The sequence below is a fragment of the Pseudobacteroides sp. genome, from assembly GCF_036567765.1.
GTDB lineage: Bacteria > Bacillota > Clostridia > Acetivibrionales > DSM-2933 > Pseudobacteroides.
Genome location: NZ_DATCTU010000112.1, coordinates 20,918 through 39,057, shown reverse-complemented (window position 1 = coordinate 39,057; position 18,140 = coordinate 20,918). Strand labels below are relative to the sequence as shown.

The window sequence follows — 18,140 nt, the reverse complement described above, 5'->3', positions numbered from 1 at the left end:
AAATATTATGTTTCTGCATATAGGGGAGTCGGTAAGTAGAAGCAGTGTTCCCCGACCCTGTTAAAATAGCTCCCTGTTCTTGTGGCTGGGAAATAATCGGAGCATATAGCACTAAAGGGATTATAATACCAAAGACAGTCTCCGGCACCCCAGTGCACATTACCGGCAAGAGCCCAATCTGCAATGTCATAATGAATCTGCTCAGGCTCATTGGACCAGACTGTTTGTGGATTATATTCTCCATATGCTTCCGGCATAAGGCATGTAAACTGGTATGGCTGTTCAATTACCCTTCTTAAGTTTCCCTGACCGGTCCTTAAATACTCACCGTATGCTACATGTACCCTATTCATAACAACAGAAGCAACTGCTTTCATGCCGTCAATACCTTCACCGCCAGCCTCACATTTTATGAGTCTTGCAAATAACTCTCTTTCTGAATATGCCATCTTAATCACCTTAAACTGTGTTTTATATATTATATTTACATAACAACCATTATGATACAAAGAATAATTATTTTTTTGAAACCAATACTAAGGAATGATTGAAGTTTAATTCATCACTTTTAATGAGTATTATTAAATCTATAAATAGTTGGAGGGATATAATTTTGTATAACTTGTACTATGAGAATGGAGTTCTGATTAAACCAAATGTTGTTGTCAAGGGTGATAATGCATCTGTAACCTACAAAGGAATATTAAGCAACTCAGGTGCCAAATCGGTTTATATGCATGTTGGTTATGGAGATACTTGGGAAAATACTAAAGATATAAAAATGGAAAAAACAGAAGAGGGGTTTGAAGCAAGTTTGCCCGTATCAGACGACAAGCCTCTTAAAATGGTATTTAAAGATTGTGCAAACAATTGGGACAATAATGGCGGAAGAAACTACACTTTTGAAGTTCAATCAAGGCTATAGAACAAAATCGCTTGTGATTTTGCAACCTTAGTCGTTGTCGTGGGAAATTGTGGTGCAGCATGCACCATAATTTCTTAGACATGAACAAAATGAGCATCCCCAAAAGCAGGGTTAACCAGTGCTTTTGGGGATAATAAGTATATTATCTTCAATTCTCAACTTTTAATTCTTTATTTAGTTTTTTTATAGCCTTTTTCTCTATTCTCGATACATATGACCTGGATATACCAAGCATAGAAGCTACTTCACGCTGAGTTTTGCCTACACCGCTTAAAAGCCCGTATCGGAGTTCCAATACTATTTTCTCCCTGTTTTTTAATACCGCTTTCATTTTGTTATACAGCCTTACGACCTGCATCTTGAGATCAACTTCATCAACAACAGACTCGGAATTATCACCAATTACATCGATTAGGGTTATTTCATTGCCCTCTCTATCTACTCCTATGGGATCCTGAAGTGAAACCTCGCTCTGATTTTTCTTGGTTGATCTTATATGCATAAGTATCTCATTTGCAATACTTTTAGTGCGGAAACAAATAAACTAATATAAAATCATATCCAGCTTTTCACCATTCCATATTATTCTATCCACAACACTTCGCATGATCTTTCTTTTGTCCTCAACATCCATAAGCTCCCAGGCTTTATCATTAAAGCTTCCCAGACTGTAAGCTGTAAGCTCGGGATTATACCTTCCATCCTCATTATCTCTTTCCTTGTTTTCCAGAGTCAACATTTTGATTTGTAGGTTTTCCTTTTGCTTGGTATATTTCTCCACGTTTTTTGTAAGTATGTCTATAACTTCTTTGTGTCCTTTAGATATGGCGAAAACTAAATTTTGGATTCTCAATTCCAATTCAGCTATTCTTTTCTCAAGTGCATCCTTCTCAAGCTGCAGTGGTGATTGATTAGATGAAACTACTTTTTTACCTCCCTGTATATCCTCAAATATAGGCAAAGCCTTTGCTGCTATTTTTTTTAGCTCATCTAAAACCAAGCTATCTAAAGTATTTCCGCTAATATTATGCATGGAACATCTAATCCTCTTGCTCTTTTCTTTCAGCTCACATATATAATAAAATACCTGCTGACCATTTTCATTTTTTCTTTGAACTGTTTTGGGCCTCATATAGCCTCCACAGCTTGAACATCTTAAAATTCCTGAAAGCAATGATTCGGTGCTTTTTACCTTGCGCAAGCTCTTGGATTTATTCTGTAAAAGCAGCTCCTGGGCTTTTATCCATGTTTGAGACGGAATTATCCCATGATGCAGCCCTACAGCAACTATCCATTCACTGCAGTCTCTGTATCTGTCCTTATGCTCCTTATTTTGTTGGCTGGTTTTATTGTAAGCAATCAAACCATTAACACCGTTAAACTCCCCTGCATTCGAATACACATCATAATCCTTTTTTGATAAATACTCATATAAATTTTTATCTGCTATGGCATATACAGGGTTTGACAAAATAGGTCTTAAGGAGCCGGTATGAAAGTTTACCCCGTTCTTAGTTAAAATATTATGCTCTATCAGGTATTTTTCAACCCCTGAAATAGACTTTATTCTTATGTATTTATCAAAAATCAGCTTGATCATATTTATCTCTTCTTCAATTGGTGCAAGCTTGAACATTTTATGCTGCTTCCCATTTTTATCCACCGTAATAACCGGCTCGGATTTATATCCTGTAGGCGGTATTCCCCCAAGCCATCTCCCGGTTTTAGCCAATTGGATCATGTTGTCCCTGATTCTTTCTGCAATAGTTTCTCTCTCAAGCTGAGCAAAGACTGATGCTATATACATCATTGCACGGCCCATAGGGGTAGCTGTATCAAATTGCTCCCTTATAGATACAAAATTTACATTATGTTTGTTTAAATGATTGATAAGTTGTGAAAAATCAGATATGTTTCTGCTGATACGATCCAATCTGTAGCAAATTAAAACTTGAAATTGGTTGGTACCTGCATCCTTCAACAGCTTTTGAAATTCAGGCCTTTTGGTATTTCCTCCTGAAAACCCCTCATCCTCATAAATAAGAAAGTTACTTTCATCAAAGTTTAAGTATTTTATGGCATATTCCTTGCAAAGCTGAATCTGATTTTCAACACTCTCACCTTTGCCTGTAAATTTACTTTTCCTAGAATATATAGCTGCCTTCATCATAAACAATCCTTTATCCAATTATCATTTTTAAGATATAAAATTTACACAACCTTTTTACCAGTATTTTTTAACTCATTTACTATTTTCAAGTATAGTTTATTTTTTTCTCCATCACATATAGGCAGACCAAGTATATAATCACTTATAAACTCAATATATGCCTTTCCCATTCTCCTTCTTAATTCAATAAGTTCCCCTTTGCTTTGCGGATAGTGAACTTCTATTATGTAAGAATCCTTTGGCCTGGCCATCAGACTCCCCCTTCTGCATTACTATCTATGAAATGTATATGCAATATTTACTTGTACTCTTTACTAAGTAATGATCAAAATATTACTTCCGCTTTCTACGCGTGTGTTGACGAACTAAGTCAACATGTAAGCGAAATATAGCGGAAGTTTATTTTGGCATTACTAAGTAATGATCAAAATAAGCTTCCGCTATATTTTTATAGATATATCAAAATCCCTTATTAAGTAGTTGATTACTGAATAAACTTTTGAGCCTGATTGCTCACGGGCATTTGGTGCAAGAACTCTACTTCCTTCTTTGCAGCATCCACATAAACTATAGTCCTTTTATTTATGGAATCTAAAATATCAAATACCATTTTCACATCACCAAACTCCACATCAGGCGTAACTGATATTTCTTCAATACCCGTTAAAGCATTGTAGAAGTTAAGCAGCTCATTGTAAAAGCCTCTCTCAGGTGTATATTTAATTTGTTCCGATGTATTGTCATTATAAGCCACATTTATTATTCCACAGCTTTTCTCTTCTAAGTATATCTCACCTTTGGAACCGAATATCCTAAAACCTATTATAGGTTTTTGAGGCTCCAGACCTGAAGGGAAATATGTGTACTGGCCGATTACATTGTTTTTGAACAAAATATTTGTGTTTATCGAAACAAAAGGACTATAATCTTCCTGCTGGGGTTTTCCAAATGCCTGAACACATTCTACTGCACCAAATATATGCCTTAAACCCGCAAGGTCATGAATTGCAGCATCTAAAAAAGCACCTCCGTAATAATTTGGATGCTGCCTCCACTCTGTTGCTGCAAATGTATCTTTTGTCATCTCACATGGAAAACAGCTAACGTTATTTCTTATAAAGTATGTCACATCGCCTATCTTTCCGCTCAATACCAGATCCCTAATTTTATTGATTTCTTCATTGTACCTGAAGTTTTCCGCTATCATTATTTTTACCTTAAACTTTTTTGTCAGTTCGAGATACTTTTTAGCCTGGTCCATATTTGGGGCCATTGGCTTCTCACATATAAAGTCCTTGCCTGCTTTTGCAACTGCTTCAGATATAACATAGTTTTCATCAATAGGAACCAGGATGTCAACTGCATCAATGTCATCCCTTTTGAGCATTTCATTGTAATCATCATAAACATTTTTCAGATCAAGATTAATTTTTTCAGCAAATTGTTCAGCATCTTTTTTTGTACGATTTACAAGGGCTGCAATCTCATATTTATCACTTAACTCTCTAAGTGCCGGATAGTGTAGTCTTTCCCAAGCATATCCCGTACCTATTACGCCTAATCTAATTTTTTTCAAGGAAGCACCTCCGATTTTTAATATATGGTTCTTCTTTTCATTTGCATTTCTTATTATTTGTGTTTCTTACTATTTGTGTTTCTTATTATTTGTAGCGGAAGTTTTATTATTCGTCGCCCCGGTATCAACTGTTGAAAAGATATTTAGATAGGTATAATTAAAGCCAAACTTGTACATTTTAAGATTATGCAAATATCATTAAAAATTAAAAGGCAAGACCATTGTTTCAAAAACTTTTAGAAATGGAGATATGTATAGATGAGTCTTACTATTATGGGAATTTTAGTTGACAGAAGAACCGAATCCGCCCCAAAGGTTCAAGAGATACTTACCAAATTCGGGGACAGCATATTATCAAGGGTGGGAATACACGATCCCGGCGAGGAAGACCATGGGCTTATAACATTAAACATCAGGGACAGGGAGGAAAAAATCCATAGTCTATCAAAAGAGCTTGAATCACTAAAAGGAGTCAGCGTTAAAACGGTAAACATGAAATCTTAAAGGCGGGAACAATTGCTTCCCCCTTTTTTTGTTTCCAGAGCATATGCATAGCATTTTCTATACAACGTACAGCATACGTTGCAAGACGTGCTCCTTTTGTCTGGTCAAAGGTGGAAATAGCCTTGATGAGCCCTATTGTTCCTATAGAAATAAGGTCATCGCTATCATAACCTGAAGAATTGTATTTTTTTACAATATGGGCAACAAGCCTTAAGTTTCTCTCGATGAGAACATTTCTGGCCTCTTCACTTCCATTCTTATATTTAACCAGATATTCAAGTTCCTCTTCATGAGATAGTGGTTGTGGAAAAGAGTTCCCATTTGATACATAGCCTATTAAAAAAATTACACTATTTAGGGTATTAGCCACTATTGGAAGTAATACAGACAACAAGCAGGGCACCTCCTAAAAATAGGTTACCCTTTAAATATATGATATGGGGTATCAAATGTGTGCATATTTTATTTTTTCAATCTATAAATTTTTTCAGAAATTTCTTTAAAAAGAGGTGCTGCTGCCTGTCCTCCGCTTTTACCGTTTTCTACAAAAACCGCCACAGCGTATTTAGGATTATTTCCCGGAAAATATCCGGCAAACCATCCGTGTACAACCTTTTCCCCATCTAAATATACTCCCGTTTCAGCACTTCCGGTTTTTCCGCATGCGATAAAATTCTCTTCTGGTTTTGCTTTTGTACCAGTTCCGTAGGAAACTGTAGCTTCCATAAGTTCATTGAGCTTATCGGCAGTTTTTTTTGATATTACCCTGTCCCAGCCGGTTTTACGCACTTTTTTGATCTCTTTGCCATTCTCATCAATAATTGAATCAACTATGTTTACCTTATTTTTTATTCCTCCGTTTGCAACAGTTGCCATCATATCCGCAACCTGAAGCGGAGTGGCCATTATCCCTCCCTGCCCAATAGACATATTGGCTAAATCGCCGTCGGTATATCTGCCGTTAATGGAGGGAATATTGCCGCTGGCTTCATCAACCCCTTGGGCACCAATTCCTGCTGCCTTACCGAAGCCAAACTTTTCTGCCATTGAGAGAAGCCTTTTTTGCCCTAGCTTTATTCCAAGTTCGATAAAATATGAATTGCATGAGTTGGCAAATGCCTCAGTAAATCCAATTTGTCCATGCCCCCCCTTTTCATAGGATGAGCACCTAAATTCCCTGTCTCCTAGCTTCAATACTCCGGAACAAAAATAGTCTTCATTTAAAGGCATCCCCGATTCAATGGCCTCAGCTGCAGCCACTACTTTAAAAACAGAACCGATATTATAAGACGCGACTGCCCTGTTAAAAAGCTCATTTTGGGGGCTTTGCAGGTAGCTACCCACATCATTCTGATTGAAGTCGGGGTTACTTGCCATTGCAATTATATCACCTGTATTGATATCTTCAACTACAACAGCACCGCTTACCCCATACTCTTCCATCGTGCCTTCTACTATCTTTTGGATATGATAGTCCACAGTAAGCTTTATATTCAGTTTTTTTTCATCTCCGTTTGCTTTTACAATCCTGCACCCAATTCCCTGTAATATGTTATCATTTGCATTTGTCACAACCCTGATAGAGTTTTCCTCTTCAGCCTTTAGTATGTTTTCATAGTACTTTTCCAGGCCTGCCGCTCCCACCTGATCGGCCTTATTAAGATATCCTAAAACATGTGTGAGATATGAGTAGTTTCCGTATCTTTTTAAGGTATTTAGCACAGAAACACCAGGTCCTTTAAGGCTTTTCACCTCATTTGCTTTTTCCTTATCAGTTTCTATGATTATCGGTGCCTTCTTACTATCAATTTCTTCCTTTAACTTATATCCATTAACACCTAGTATTCCCGACAACCCTTCAATGAAGTCATTCTTGCCTCTTAAAAGTATGGGCTCTAGCACAAGAGAACTTTTCGCCATTCTGTTGGTAAAGGGTATCAGGTTTTTATCAACAATACTTCCCCTCGGCTTTTCGATGGTAACTGCAGAAATCCTTTGTGCAGATGCTTCAGAATCCAGCCTTCTACCTTGATAAAACTGAATATAAGATATTCTTGCAGCAAGTAATATAAACATGATTGTAAAAATAATGACAACTAAGCCGAATCTCCTATTTACGGGCATAAAAATCCTCTCTCCTGATAATATTCACAAAACCACTTACATCCTTGGATTTTGTCTTATTTTTACCTGGAAAGAGGATGTGTATTCATAATCATTTCTTAAGCTTTTTTTCTCAGCATTGTGAACTCTTCCACAGGCTCCTCCATTTGCATGTAAAGGATCATCTGAGGGTGAGGAGCTATCTCTATATCATTGCCATCCGCATCTTTCATAGCTGATATTTTCTGTGTAAAATACTTTCCTTGAGGTCTCACCACTTCTATCTCATCACCGACAAACATTCTGTTCCTCTGCTCTATTTTTGCTATACCGGTATTCTTGTCATACTCCAGAACAATTCCTATAAATTCGTACTCCCTTATATATGAACTTGTGTGATAAATCTGTCCCTGTCCGGTAGGTTTGCCCATATAAAAACCTGTGGAGTACTCCCTGTGGCTTGCCTTTGAAAGCTCTTCCAACCATAGTGGATCAAAGCTGCAATTCTCCTTGAGAGCATAAAATGCATCAATAGCATCTCTGTAGGCCTTTACAATAGTTGCAACGTAATAGGAGCTTTTCATGCGGCCCTCTATCTTAAGGCTGGAAACTCCTGTTTTTATAATCTCTGGAATATATTCTATCATGCAAAGGTCCTTTGAGTTGTATATAAAGGTTCCTCTTTCATTCTCATAAACCGGCATATACTCGCCAGGTCGTTTTTCTTCAACAAGATGATATTTCCATCTGCATGGATGTGCACAATAGCCCTTGTTGGAATCACGGCCTGTCATATAATTGCTAAGAAGGCATCTTCCTGAGTATGATATACACATCGCCCCATGCACAAAAATTTCAAGTTCAAGGTCATCAGGTAATTTTTGGCGGATCTCCCCTATTTCAGAAAGCGAAAGCTCCCTTGCTAGTATTATCCTTTTAACCCCTTGGTCATACCAGAACTTAGCACTTATCCAATTGGTGTTATTTGCCTGAGTGCTTAAGTGAACCTCCATATCCGGAGCATTTTCCTTCACAACGGAGAAGGTACCGGGATCAGATAGAATTACCGCATCAACACCCATTTGTGCCGCTTCTTTGATAAACTCAGGCATTTTGGCCAAGTCTTCATTGTGTGGAATTATATTCATGGTAAGATATACCTTTTTACCCCTATCATGAGCAAATTTGATGCCTTCCATCATTTCTTCCCTGCTGAAATTTTCAGCAGAAGCCCGAAGACCAAATTCCTCTCCCCCTATATAAACAGCATCTGCACCATAAAGCACAGCCATCTTTAGTTTTTCAAGGCTGCCTGCAGGTGCCAGCAATTCTACTTTATTCATGCTTCCATCTCCTTACTTTTTATAACTAAGTGCAACCCCGTCACCTACCGGCAGTATGCTTGTATCAAGCTCTTCATTCTCACAAATGGTGCTTAGAAAGTCTCTGAGCCTTTTTACAATTGTTTTTTTTCTCCTTACAACAAGTTTGTCGTTTGCCACCATTCCCTTGTACAGCACATTATCGGAAAACAGAAGCCCGCCTTTATTGAGCATCCTCAAACATTCAGGCAAAAACTCAGGATACTGTCCCTTTGCTGCATCCAAAAAAATCATGTCATATTTTTTATCCAGGCACCTAAGTACCTCTACAGCATCTCCTACAATGATATTAACTGTACCATCAAGGCCTGCCCTTTTTATATTTCCTTTAGCACGCTCTATCATGAGCTCATACCTGTCAATGGTATCGATCTTTCCGCCCTCCTCCAAAACCTTTGAAAGAATGATTGCAGAATAACCGATAGCCGTACCAACCTCAAGTATTCTCTTAGGCTTTAAGATCTTACCGGTTACCAAAAGCAGCTTTGCTACCTCCGGCTGAATAATTGGTACATGGTTTTCCTCCGCAAATATCTCAAGCTCTTTTAGGACACCGTCATTTTCCTTAATAGTATTCCTGATATAGTCGTTGATATAATCATAAATAATCATAATTATGTATTTCTCCGGTTTTATTTCTATAAAAATTGTGAGGCACTAGACCTCACAATGAAAGTGTTTCCAATTTTATTATGGCAGTAAACCATTTTTAATTAAACAGACCATACTTTTTCACTGCCGCCTGATGCTGGCTTAATGTGGAAGAGAACTCGTGGGTGCCATCACCTTTAGATACAAAGTAATAGTAATCTGTGGTTTCAGGCTCCAGTGCTGCCTCTATGGAGTCCTTCCCAGGGTTGCATATGGGACCTGGCGGCAGACCTTCATACAAATATGTGTTATAGGGATCGTTTATCTTTGTATCTTCATCTGTCAGTTTGGCTTTAACCTGGCCTGTATTGTTTAGAAGTATATACTGTATTGTTGCACAGGATTGAAGCTTTTTATGTGTCGGATTCTTGCTTTTCAGCCTGTTATAGAAAACCCCCGATATAAGCCTTCTCTCCTCATATTCCTTAGCTTCCCTCTCAATAATGGATGCAAGTATAATAACCTGATCAACTGTAAGTCCCAACGCCTTTGCCTTGTCATAATACTCCGGTTTGAATATTTCGTCAAATCTTGCAAGCATACGGTTTATTATGGCCTTCTCCCCGCTTTTAACATCAAATATATACGTATCGGGGAACAAATAACCTTCCAGCTTCTTTTCTCTCTTTGGTATATCTTTTAAAAATTTGAAATCATACTTTTCATTTGATGCAACACTTGCAAATTTGGCTTTATCAACAAGCTTATCCTTACTAAGCTTTTCAGCCACCTGATTGAATGTGTATCCTTCAGGTATCATTACCTTGGAAGTAACTGGATCGCTGGATAAAATCCTCATCAATGAATCATAATCCAGATCTTTGCTTATTATATGGGTGCCTGACTTGTATGTCCCGTCAAATCCATTTATCTTTGATATCATTTTAAACATGAACGTATTAGTTATTATACCTTCTTCTGCAAGCTTATCAATTATTTGAGCCGATGTTGCATTCTTAGGGGTTTCAAACTCAATCCTTTTGCTTGCAGGAATAACGGGCAATGGTTTATCAAGATTATCATCCTGGTTTTCCAACACATACCTGTATGAAAACGCAGCACTAATAAAAAATGTACAAATAAGAACTATAAATACTATAAACCTTATTATGAGCCTATTCTTTTTTTTAGTATTTTTTGATTTACCCAAATCAACCACCACTTTACATAATAATATGTTTTTATTAACCTAGCTTACTTTTAAATTTGGCCCTCATCTCAGTGTCAAGAATTCTCTTTCTGATTCTTATATTCTTTGGAGTGATTTCAACAAGCTCATCATCTGCAATAAATTCCAGGCACTGCTCAAGACTCATCTGGCGTGGCGGTGTGAGCCTCAACGCTTCGTCGGATCCTGATGCCCTCATGTTTGTTACATGCTTCTTTTTACAAACATTAATAACTATATCCTCAGCCCTGGCATTTTCTCCGACAACCATCCCTTCATATACCTTAAGACCTGGATCAATAAATAAGGTTCCTCTGTCCTGGGCATTATAAAGTCCGTATGTTACAGCTTCACCATCTTCCCATGCAACAATTGATCCTCTTTGTCTTCCAAAGATCTCACCCTTAAAAGGCTCATGCCCATGGAAAATATGGTTCATTATACCATTTCCCTTTGTGTCAGTCATAAACTCAGATCTGTATCCGATAAGCCCTCTTGCTGGGATCTTAAACTCAAGCCTCATATATCCCTGATTGGGTGAATGCATGTTTACCATTTCTGCCCTTCTGGTACCGAGCTTCTCCATAACAACACCCATAAAATCCTCAGGCACATCTATGGTAAGGTGTTCGATAGGCTCATGCTCAACACCGTCTATTTCTTTGAAAATTACTTTTGGTTTTGATACCTGGAACTCATATCCCTGCCTTCTCATTGTCTCAATAAGTATTGAAAGGTGCAGTTCACCCCTTCCGGATACCTTGAAAGAATCTGCCGATTCAGTTTCTTCAACCCTCAAGCTCAAATTGGTCTCAAGTTCTTTAAAGAGCCTGTCCCTTAGGTGCCTTGATGTTACAAATGTGCCTTCACGGCCTGCAAAGGGACTGTTATTAACACTAAATGTCATGGTTATGGTAGGCTCGTCTATCTCAATAAAAGGAAGGGCTTCCGGACAATCAACATCACATATTGTCTCACCTATAGTTATATCGCCCACACCTGAAACCGCAACGATATCACCAAACATGGCTTCAGCCGCTTCAACCCTTCTTAAACCTTCAAACATGTAAAGTCTGCTTATTCTCATATTGAAAAGAGATCCGTCAATCCTGCAGGTAACTGCCTGCTGTCCGGCTTTAATGGTCCCTCTTTCAACCCTTCCGATGGCTATTCTTCCGACATACTCGTCATAATCTATACTTGATACCAAAAGCTGCAGCGGTTCTTCTGAAGAACCTTGAGGCGATGGAACATTTTCTATGATCGTCTCAAACAAGGGCTCTAAGTTGCTGTTTTCATCATCAATGTTGGTTTTTGCATAGCCTTCCCTTGAAGATGCAAATACTATAGGAAACTCCAGTTGGTCGTCATCTGCTCCAAGCTCAATAAACAATTCCAAAACTTCATCAATAACTTCTGTGGGCCTTGCTTCAGGCCTGTCTATCTTATTTATAACCACTATAGGTTTTAAATTCAACTGAAGTGCCTTTCTTAAAACAAATCTTGTCTGGGGCATTGGTCCGTCAAATGCATCTACAAGAAGCAATACACCATCAACCATCTTTAAAATACGTTCAACCTCACCGCCGAAGTCTGCGTGGCCTGGCGTGTCCACTATGTTTATCTTTGTATCCTTGTAGCAAACAGCAGTATTCTTTGCAAGAATAGTTATTCCTCTCTCCCTTTCAAGGTCATTTGAGTCCATAACCCTTTCCTGTACCTGCTCATTCTCTCTGAATATACCGCTCTGCCTTAACATAACATCAACAAGCGTAGTCTTACCATGGTCAACGTGTGCAATGATAGCAATATTTCTTAAATTTTCTCTAGAACTATTCACAAAAATCCCTTTCTATCTTGGCAAATTTCTATTATATTAATATTATAAATGCCAAATAATTGTAGTTTAATACAAGTCTATATTTTTATAAATTACGTGCAAGAAATTATACCATATTATTTTAAAGGAAACAAGGTACATAAAAAATCACTTTTTATTGATCAAACTTCTTCATGGCAAAAAATATTAATAATAAATTTAAATTAATTGTACAATATTATATAATAAGGTACAAAAATTCTCAAAGACATTAAGCAAAGTATTAACATGGAGGTACAAATGAATCCTCATATACATGAATACAAAATAGATTCAAAAGTTACAAAAGGACATAAACATAGAATAAGAGGATATACGGAGAGTATGCTTGGAATCAACTCATTCCATATACACTTTTTTTACGGTGTTTCTTCCTACAGCAACCATACACATTACTTCTCGGGATTCACCGGATTTCCAATCAAGACCTCCAACGGCCATATTCATAAGATCGAGGATATTCTAGAAATAAATAACATGCATGAGCACCTATTACTAGGCTATACCTTTGAGGAAATAGCCTACAAAAGCAATCCAAAACTAAGGGGAGCATTCATATAAGCCGGGTATTTTAGTCGGCAGTATGAAAATCCCCTTGTTAAAGCTACCACTCGCCCTGAACCTCTGGATTTTTATGGTCTGTATCAAAATTGGACCTATCAAAGTAATTTGCCATAGTCCCGAATGTAGTGTCCACATTTATCCACTTATTCTTTTCTTTTGAGAACACCTGATTCCAGGCATGATCTCCCCAGGTGATACCGCTGTACCCAAGCCCTGTAACCAATCGAACCTTAAGCCCAACTGCCCTGCACATTGAAATATACAGACATGAATAATCAAAACATATTCCATTTCTTGCTCTAAACGCGATTATTGAACCGGATTCTATCCCGGCAGGATTAACACTGACCCTTTCCGCCTTATCATAGTCATAGCTGAGGTTTTCGGATATCCATTTATATATCTTCTGTGCCTTTTCATAATCACTTTTAGCGTCTTTTGTAATATCCCTTGCAGTGCCATCAATATCTTTATTTGATTTAATAGCCTGATCCAGGGTTACCCCATTAAAATACTCTATTACCCTTACATTTTGTCCTGCTATTTTTTTGACCAATTCCTGCATTCCTGCTTTATTACCGTTCAGGTCAGGTACAAGATTATTTCCATTCCCTGAATTACTAAAAGAATCATTTAAAAGCACTGGTATCTTTTTCGCAATACCTGAATCAAGAATCGGTGTAAGGCCTTTATTATAAATAAAGTTGTAGGCTGTAGAATCCTTCATGAGATTGGAAAGCTGGGGATACTGGTAATAGTAATTGAAAAAATTAAGTAATAGCCCCATGATAAGAATAACCAGAATTGACCTAGGAATCTGGACAATACCTCCTAACAGGATTTTTATACCCTTACCCAATGGATTAATTCCTTCATAGAGAGCTTCTGAAGTAGGTGCAATTAAAAATCTGTAAATTAATTCCTTTATAGGCCACATTAAAATAAGCAGAACAGCAAGGATGATTGGAACATTAAAAATATACACAAGTATATCTCTTCCATTAAATATATTCTTAAAGCCCTCCGGTATCATCTGATATATATCGAAAAGCACGCCGTCACCGTGTTCAAAATATATTGTTTTTGTCAAGTATATTGATACAATCAATAAAAGAATGAGCTCAATATTTTCAAAAAGGGATTCTAATGAGTGATAAATCCGCTCCCTAGTAAAAGGCCTTAACGCACCTGATATAATTGGCAAAAAAAATATTATTACAAATGCAATTGTTACAAAATTAATATCCATCTATAAATCTCCGTTCCGTAAGTTTATATAATGGCAGCGGCATGCACTGGACAATTAAATATTGTTTTTACTCCAACAGCAAATTGGTGAACCACTTATGGCTCATAATTATATAATACTACTATTATATGTTTTTTGTATATGATCAAAATTTTTATCTTGCATTTTAATTAAAAAAGCGGTATTATTTAAATTGAGTTTAATTTAATAGCAATTAATAGTCTTCACACGATAATAGGCAAAGAGGTCAATTATTTATTGAAGCTTAGTCATGGAGTAAACAAGGGCGTTTTGAATTACTTTAATTCGCTCTTTTTATTTTGCTCTTAAGTATATTATGATTTCTTGTATAATTAGAAAGGGGATAACAAAATGATTCCATCAGAAATTTTCGGTTCTAAAGTATTTAATGATGCAACTATGAGAGAACGTCTTCCTAAAGCAACATATAAAGCTTTGAAAAAGACAATTGATGAAGGTCTTCCTCTCGATCCTGCTGTAGCTGAGGTCGTTGCAAGTGCTATGAAGGATTGGGCTATAGAAAACGGTGCAACCCACTTTACTCATTGGTTCCAGCCAATGACAGGAATTACTGCAGAAAAGCACGATTCATTCATTTCACCTACTTCAGACGGTAAGGTAATCCTTGAGTTTTCAGGAAAAGAACTGATAAAAGGTGAGCCCGATGCTTCATCTTTCCCATCCGGAGGCTTGAGAGCAACATTTGAAGCTAGGGGATATACTGCTTGGGATTGTACTTCACCAGCTTTTATAAAAGACGACTCTTTATATATACCAACAGCATTTTGTTCATATACTGGAGAGGCATTGGATAAGAAAACTCCTTTGCTCCGCTCAATGGAAGCTCTTAACAAACAGGCAATGCGTATATTAAAAATCTTTGGAAATACAACAGCTAAAAACATTATAACTACAGTTGGTCCTGAACAGGAGTATTTCCTTGTAGATAAAAGTTTATACGATGCACGTAAGGACCTTATATTCACAGGCCGTACACTTTTCGGTTCCATGCCTCCTAAAGGTCAGGAAATGGAAGATCATTACTTCGGAACATTAAAGGAAAGAGTCTCCGAGTACATGAAAGAGTTGGATGAGGAATTGTGGGCACTTGGGATTTCTGCAAAAACCAAGCACAACGAAGTTGCTCCTGCTCAGCATGAATTGGCTCCGATATTCTCAACTACAAACATAGCGACCGACCACAATCAGCTTACGATGGATCTTATGAAAAAAGTAGCATTAAGGCATGGTCTGGTATGCTTGCAGCACGAAAAGCCATTCGCAGGCGTTAACGGTTCAGGTAAACACAACAACTGGTCAATGGCTACAAACGACGGCCAGAACCTCCTAGAGCCTGGCAGCACTCCCCATGACAATGCACAGTTTTTGTTATTCCTTTGCTCAGTAATTAGAGCAGTTGACGAATATGCTGATTTATTGAGACTTTCAGCTGCAAGCCCTGGAAATGACCATCGTTTGGGAGCAAATGAAGCACCGCCTGCCATAATTTCAATATTCCTTGGAGAACAGCTTACAGATATACTTGATCAAATCGAAAATGGTGGAGCAAAAAGTTCAAAGTCCGGCGGAGAATTAACAGTTGGTGTTACAACTCTCCCTCCTCTTCCTAAAGATACAACAGACAGAAACAGAACTTCACCGTTTGCGTTCACAGGTAACAAATTTGAATTCAGAATGGTTGGTTCATCACAATCTATAGCAGGTGCCAACTTCGTATTAAATACCATTGTAGCTGAAGTATTGAGCCAGGTAGCAGACAGACTTGAAGGTTCAAATGACCTTAATAAGGATGTTCAGGCATTGCTTCAGGAAATGGTCAAGAATCACAAGAGAGTTATCTTTAACGGTAACGGGTACTCTGATGAATGGGTTGCCGAAGCTGAAAAGAGAGATCTTCCAAATATCCGTTCAACAGTTGCTGCTATTCCTGCACTTATTTCTGAAAAGAATATATCAGTATTAAGCAAGCATGGAGTACTTAGCAAAACCGAATGTGAATCACGTTACGAAATCAACCTTGAGAACTATATCAAAACTATTAATATAGAAGCCTTAACAGCACTTGAAATGGTTAACCGTCAGATTGTACCTGCAGTTATTGCTTACACAACCGACCTTGCCAGCTCAATATCTGCTATTAAGAATACAGGTATTCAGGCTGATGTTTCGGCTCAGACAGAATTACTTACTGAAGTTTCTTCATTATTGGCTTCCTTGAAGAAGAATATAAAGATACTTCAAGATGTTACTGAAAAAGCTGCCTCTATGCATGGCGATTCATTCAAGCAAGCATGCTTCTACAGAGACACAGTATTTACACAGATGGCTGCTGTAAGAGCCGATGCCGATAAACTCGAAACATTGGTTGATGCCGACTTGTGGCCGATACCAACATACAGTGATTTACTTTTTAACATATAATCGAAAAATTCCCTACCTATATTAAAAGTGTTACTAATCTTACATTTGGCGAAGCAATAACGAACGGTTCAACAGGATTTGCGACAGACAAAGGTAATAGGTTTATCCACTTTTAATATAGTGGTGCACATTACTCTAAAAGGGGTATTGCAAGACTTCTTGCAGTACCCCTTTTAGCATTTAATATATTAGTAGTAATTAACCCTTTAAATTTGATTAAAAATTTATACCATTTTTTAGAGCTTTCATTTCCTCCGGTATCATATGATGCTTTTTAGATGGTAAAACCTTCTTTAAAGACTCCTCAAAGCTCTCTGTTGAAATAATTTCCGTATGAGCTATAAGTTTTCCTAAAAGTATTATGTTGGCATAGGTTACATTGCCCATTTCGTCAGCCATTTTGCTGGCAGGGATCCTGTAAACCTGGACATCCTTTCTTTTCACCTCAGCATCAACTAAAGAACTGTCTATTATAATAACTCCGCCCTCTACAACTGTGTTCTCAAATTTGGAAAGGGAAGGACCATTCATAACGATAAGTGCTGTAGCACTGTTCAATATCGGTGAAGCCACCGGTTCGTCGGAAATTACCACACTGCAGTTGGCAGTTCCCCCTCTCATTTCCGGTCCATATGAGGGAAGCCATGAAACATTCTTTTTCTCTATCATTCCTGCATTAGCAAGAACTCTTCCGGCAGATAAAATTCCCTGTCCACCAAAACCTGCTATAATTATCTCCTGTTTTACCACTGTCCTACACCTCCAAATCCTTTCCCTTGAAATTACCCAAAGGATAATGCGGCATCATGTTGTCCTGAAGCCATTTTAATGACTCAATAGGATTTAATCCCCAGTTTGTAGGGCAGGTTGAGAGGATCTCAACAAGTGAAAAACCCTTATTTGCCAACTGTATCTGGAAGGCTTTTTTAATAGCCTGTTTAGCGTTCTTTATGTTTTTAATATCATTTACTGCTACTCTTTCGAGATATACTACACCTTCAAGAGTTGAAAGCATTTCGCATACTTTTATCGGGAAACCGTGACTCTCTGAATTTCTTCCGAAAGGAGTAGTCATTGTTACCTGATTTAAAAGAGTAGTTGGTGCCATTTGACCGGAAGTCATTCCATATATGGCATTATTCACAAATATAGTGGTGATTTTTTCTCCTCTGGCAGCGGCATGTACTATTTCGGCGGTACCTATAGCCGCCAAATCGCCGTCTCCCTGATAAGTAAAGACAACATTGTCCGGATTGGCTCTCTTAACGCCTGTTCCCACAGCAGGAGCTCTTCCGTGAGCTGCTTGTACCATATCGCAATTGAAATACTCATAGTTGTTATAAGTACATCCAACAGGCGAAATTCCAACTGTTTTACCTTCTATCTGAAGCTCATCTATAACTTCTGCAATAAGCCTGTGAACAATACCGTGAGTACATCCAGGGCAATAGTGCATTGAAACATCTTTTAATGCATGAGGCCTTTCAAAAACTTTAGGCATCTTTA

17 protein-coding genes and 1 pseudogene are annotated in these 18,140 nt (G+C 37.8%); 4 read left to right on the top strand and 14 right to left on the bottom strand.

Going from position 1 to position 18,140, the window contains the following annotated elements:
- Positions 1-5: 5 nt before the first annotated feature.
- Positions 6-449, bottom strand: coding sequence for a cell wall hydrolase (locus tag VIO64_RS17945; RefSeq protein WP_331920784.1), 444 nt, complete (start codon positions 447-449; stop codon positions 6-8).
- A gap of 164 nt (positions 450-613) precedes the next feature.
- Between VIO64_RS17945 and VIO64_RS17940 the strand changes: the two genes are divergently transcribed.
- Positions 614-925 (top strand): carbohydrate-binding protein, encoded by a 312-nt coding sequence (locus VIO64_RS17940; protein WP_331920782.1) that lies wholly within the window; start codon positions 614-616, stop codon positions 923-925.
- Positions 926-1,073: 148 nt separating this feature from the next.
- Here the strand turns inward: VIO64_RS17940 and VIO64_RS17935 are convergent.
- The 4 genes and pseudogenes from VIO64_RS17935 to VIO64_RS17920 form a co-directional block, all read right to left on the bottom strand.
- Positions 1,074-1,445: pseudogene (locus VIO64_RS17935) on the bottom strand (sigma-70 family RNA polymerase sigma factor); the annotation flags it as partial.
- Between the two features lie 24 nt (positions 1,446-1,469).
- On the bottom strand, positions 1,470-3,095 hold the full coding sequence (locus tag VIO64_RS17930; protein ID WP_331920780.1) for a recombinase family protein: 1,626 nt from the start codon (positions 3,093-3,095) through the stop codon (positions 1,470-1,472).
- A gap of 41 nt (positions 3,096-3,136) precedes the next feature.
- Positions 3,137-3,346 carry a hypothetical protein gene (locus VIO64_RS17925; RefSeq protein WP_331920778.1) on the bottom strand — a complete coding sequence of 70 codons (210 nt, stop codon included), beginning with the start codon at positions 3,344-3,346 and terminating at the stop codon, positions 3,137-3,139.
- Between the two features lie 233 nt (positions 3,347-3,579).
- Complete coding sequence (locus tag VIO64_RS17920) at positions 3,580-4,671, bottom strand: Gfo/Idh/MocA family oxidoreductase (protein ID WP_331920776.1); 1,092 nt, start codon at positions 4,669-4,671, stop codon at positions 3,580-3,582.
- Between the two features lie 258 nt (positions 4,672-4,929).
- Here VIO64_RS17920 and VIO64_RS17915 point away from each other — a divergent pair, with 258 nt between their 5' ends.
- Entirely contained in the window at positions 4,930-5,175 is a 246-nt protein-coding gene (locus tag VIO64_RS17915) for a hypothetical protein (RefSeq protein WP_331920774.1), read from the top strand.
- On the opposite strand, the gene VIO64_RS17910 is transcribed toward VIO64_RS17915, so the two are convergent.
- From VIO64_RS17910 to typA, 6 genes are all read right to left on the bottom strand, one after another.
- Positions 5,150-5,569 (bottom strand): sigma-70 family RNA polymerase sigma factor, encoded by a 420-nt coding sequence (locus tag VIO64_RS17910; protein ID WP_333783868.1) that lies wholly within the window; start codon positions 5,567-5,569, stop codon positions 5,150-5,152. The genes VIO64_RS17915 and VIO64_RS17910 overlap by 26 nt on opposite strands.
- Positions 5,570-5,637: 68 nt before the next feature.
- Complete coding sequence (locus VIO64_RS17905; RefSeq protein WP_331920770.1) at positions 5,638-7,299, bottom strand: peptidoglycan D,D-transpeptidase FtsI family protein; 1,662 nt, start codon at positions 7,297-7,299, stop codon at positions 5,638-5,640.
- A gap of 98 nt (positions 7,300-7,397) precedes the next feature.
- Complete coding sequence (locus VIO64_RS17900; protein WP_331920768.1) at positions 7,398-8,621, bottom strand: U32 family peptidase; 1,224 nt, start codon at positions 8,619-8,621, stop codon at positions 7,398-7,400.
- Between the two features lie 12 nt (positions 8,622-8,633).
- Entirely contained in the window at positions 8,634-9,272 is a 639-nt protein-coding gene (locus VIO64_RS17895; RefSeq protein WP_331920766.1) for an O-methyltransferase, read from the bottom strand.
- 97 nt (positions 9,273-9,369) lie between these two features.
- Positions 9,370-10,461: an endolytic transglycosylase MltG gene (gene mltG, locus VIO64_RS17890; protein WP_331920764.1), complete on the bottom strand. Its 1,092-nt coding sequence runs from the start codon at positions 10,459-10,461 to the stop codon at positions 9,370-9,372.
- A gap of 34 nt (positions 10,462-10,495) precedes the next feature.
- Complete coding sequence (typA, locus tag VIO64_RS17885) at positions 10,496-12,319, bottom strand: translational GTPase TypA (RefSeq protein WP_331920762.1); 1,824 nt, start codon at positions 12,317-12,319, stop codon at positions 10,496-10,498.
- A 279-nt stretch (positions 12,320-12,598) separates the two neighbouring features.
- Between typA and VIO64_RS17880 the strand changes: the two genes are divergently transcribed.
- Positions 12,599-12,919, top strand: a complete 321-nt coding sequence (locus VIO64_RS17880; RefSeq protein ID WP_331920760.1) for a YmaF family protein — start codon at positions 12,599-12,601, stop codon at positions 12,917-12,919.
- A 43-nt stretch (positions 12,920-12,962) separates the two neighbouring features.
- Here VIO64_RS17880 and VIO64_RS17875 read toward each other — a convergent pair whose 3' ends face one another.
- Entirely contained in the window at positions 12,963-14,171 is a 1,209-nt protein-coding gene (locus tag VIO64_RS17875; RefSeq protein ID WP_331920758.1) for a transglutaminase-like domain-containing protein, read from the bottom strand.
- A gap of 372 nt (positions 14,172-14,543) precedes the next feature.
- Here VIO64_RS17875 and VIO64_RS17870 point away from each other — a divergent pair, with 372 nt between their 5' ends.
- Positions 14,544-16,634, top strand: a complete 2,091-nt coding sequence (locus VIO64_RS17870; RefSeq protein WP_331920756.1) for a glutamine synthetase III — start codon at positions 14,544-14,546, stop codon at positions 16,632-16,634.
- A 216-nt stretch (positions 16,635-16,850) separates the two neighbouring features.
- Here the strand turns inward: VIO64_RS17870 and VIO64_RS17865 are convergent, their stop codons facing one another.
- Both VIO64_RS17865 and VIO64_RS17860 read right to left on the bottom strand, forming a co-directional pair.
- The gene (locus tag VIO64_RS17865; protein WP_331920754.1) at positions 16,851-17,384 is read right to left on the bottom strand and encodes a 2-oxoacid:acceptor oxidoreductase family protein; all 534 of its coding nucleotides are present in this window, start codon (positions 17,382-17,384) and stop codon (positions 16,851-16,853) included.
- 4 nt (positions 17,385-17,388) lie between these two features.
- Complete coding sequence (locus tag VIO64_RS17860; RefSeq protein WP_331920752.1) at positions 17,389-18,135, bottom strand: thiamine pyrophosphate-dependent enzyme; 747 nt, start codon at positions 18,133-18,135, stop codon at positions 17,389-17,391.
- Positions 18,136-18,140: the final 5 nt, after the last annotated feature.

What these genes read in the sequence shown, in the direction of transcription:
- VIO64_RS17945 (WP_331920784.1), bottom strand. Translation starts at nt 449, where the DNA reads ATGGCATATTCAGAAAGAGAGTTATTTGCAAGACTCATAAAATGTGAG.
- VIO64_RS17930 (WP_331920780.1), bottom strand. Translation starts at nt 3,095, where the DNA reads ATGATGAAGGCAGCTATATATTCTAGGAAAAGTAAATTTACAGGCAAA.
- VIO64_RS17925 (WP_331920778.1), bottom strand. Translation starts at nt 3,346, where the DNA reads ATGGCCAGGCCAAAGGATTCTTACATAATAGAAGTTCACTATCCGCAA.
- VIO64_RS17915 (WP_331920774.1), top strand. Translation starts at nt 4,930, where the DNA reads ATGAGTCTTACTATTATGGGAATTTTAGTTGACAGAAGAACCGAATCC.
- VIO64_RS17905 (WP_331920770.1), bottom strand. Translation starts at nt 7,299, where the DNA reads ATGCCCGTAAATAGGAGATTCGGCTTAGTTGTCATTATTTTTACAATC.
- VIO64_RS17900 (WP_331920768.1), bottom strand. Translation starts at nt 8,621, where the DNA reads ATGAATAAAGTAGAATTGCTGGCACCTGCAGGCAGCCTTGAAAAACTA.
- VIO64_RS17895 (WP_331920766.1), bottom strand. Translation starts at nt 9,272, where the DNA reads ATGATTATTTATGATTATATCAACGACTATATCAGGAATACTATTAAG.
- VIO64_RS17880 (WP_331920760.1), top strand. Translation starts at nt 12,599, where the DNA reads ATGAATCCTCATATACATGAATACAAAATAGATTCAAAAGTTACAAAA.
- VIO64_RS17875 (WP_331920758.1), bottom strand. Translation starts at nt 14,171, where the DNA reads ATGGATATTAATTTTGTAACAATTGCATTTGTAATAATATTTTTTTTG.
- VIO64_RS17870 (WP_331920756.1), top strand. Translation starts at nt 14,544, where the DNA reads ATGATTCCATCAGAAATTTTCGGTTCTAAAGTATTTAATGATGCAACT.
- VIO64_RS17860 (WP_331920752.1), bottom strand. Translation starts at nt 18,135, where the DNA reads ATGCCTAAAGTTTTTGAAAGGCCTCATGCATTAAAAGATGTTTCAATG.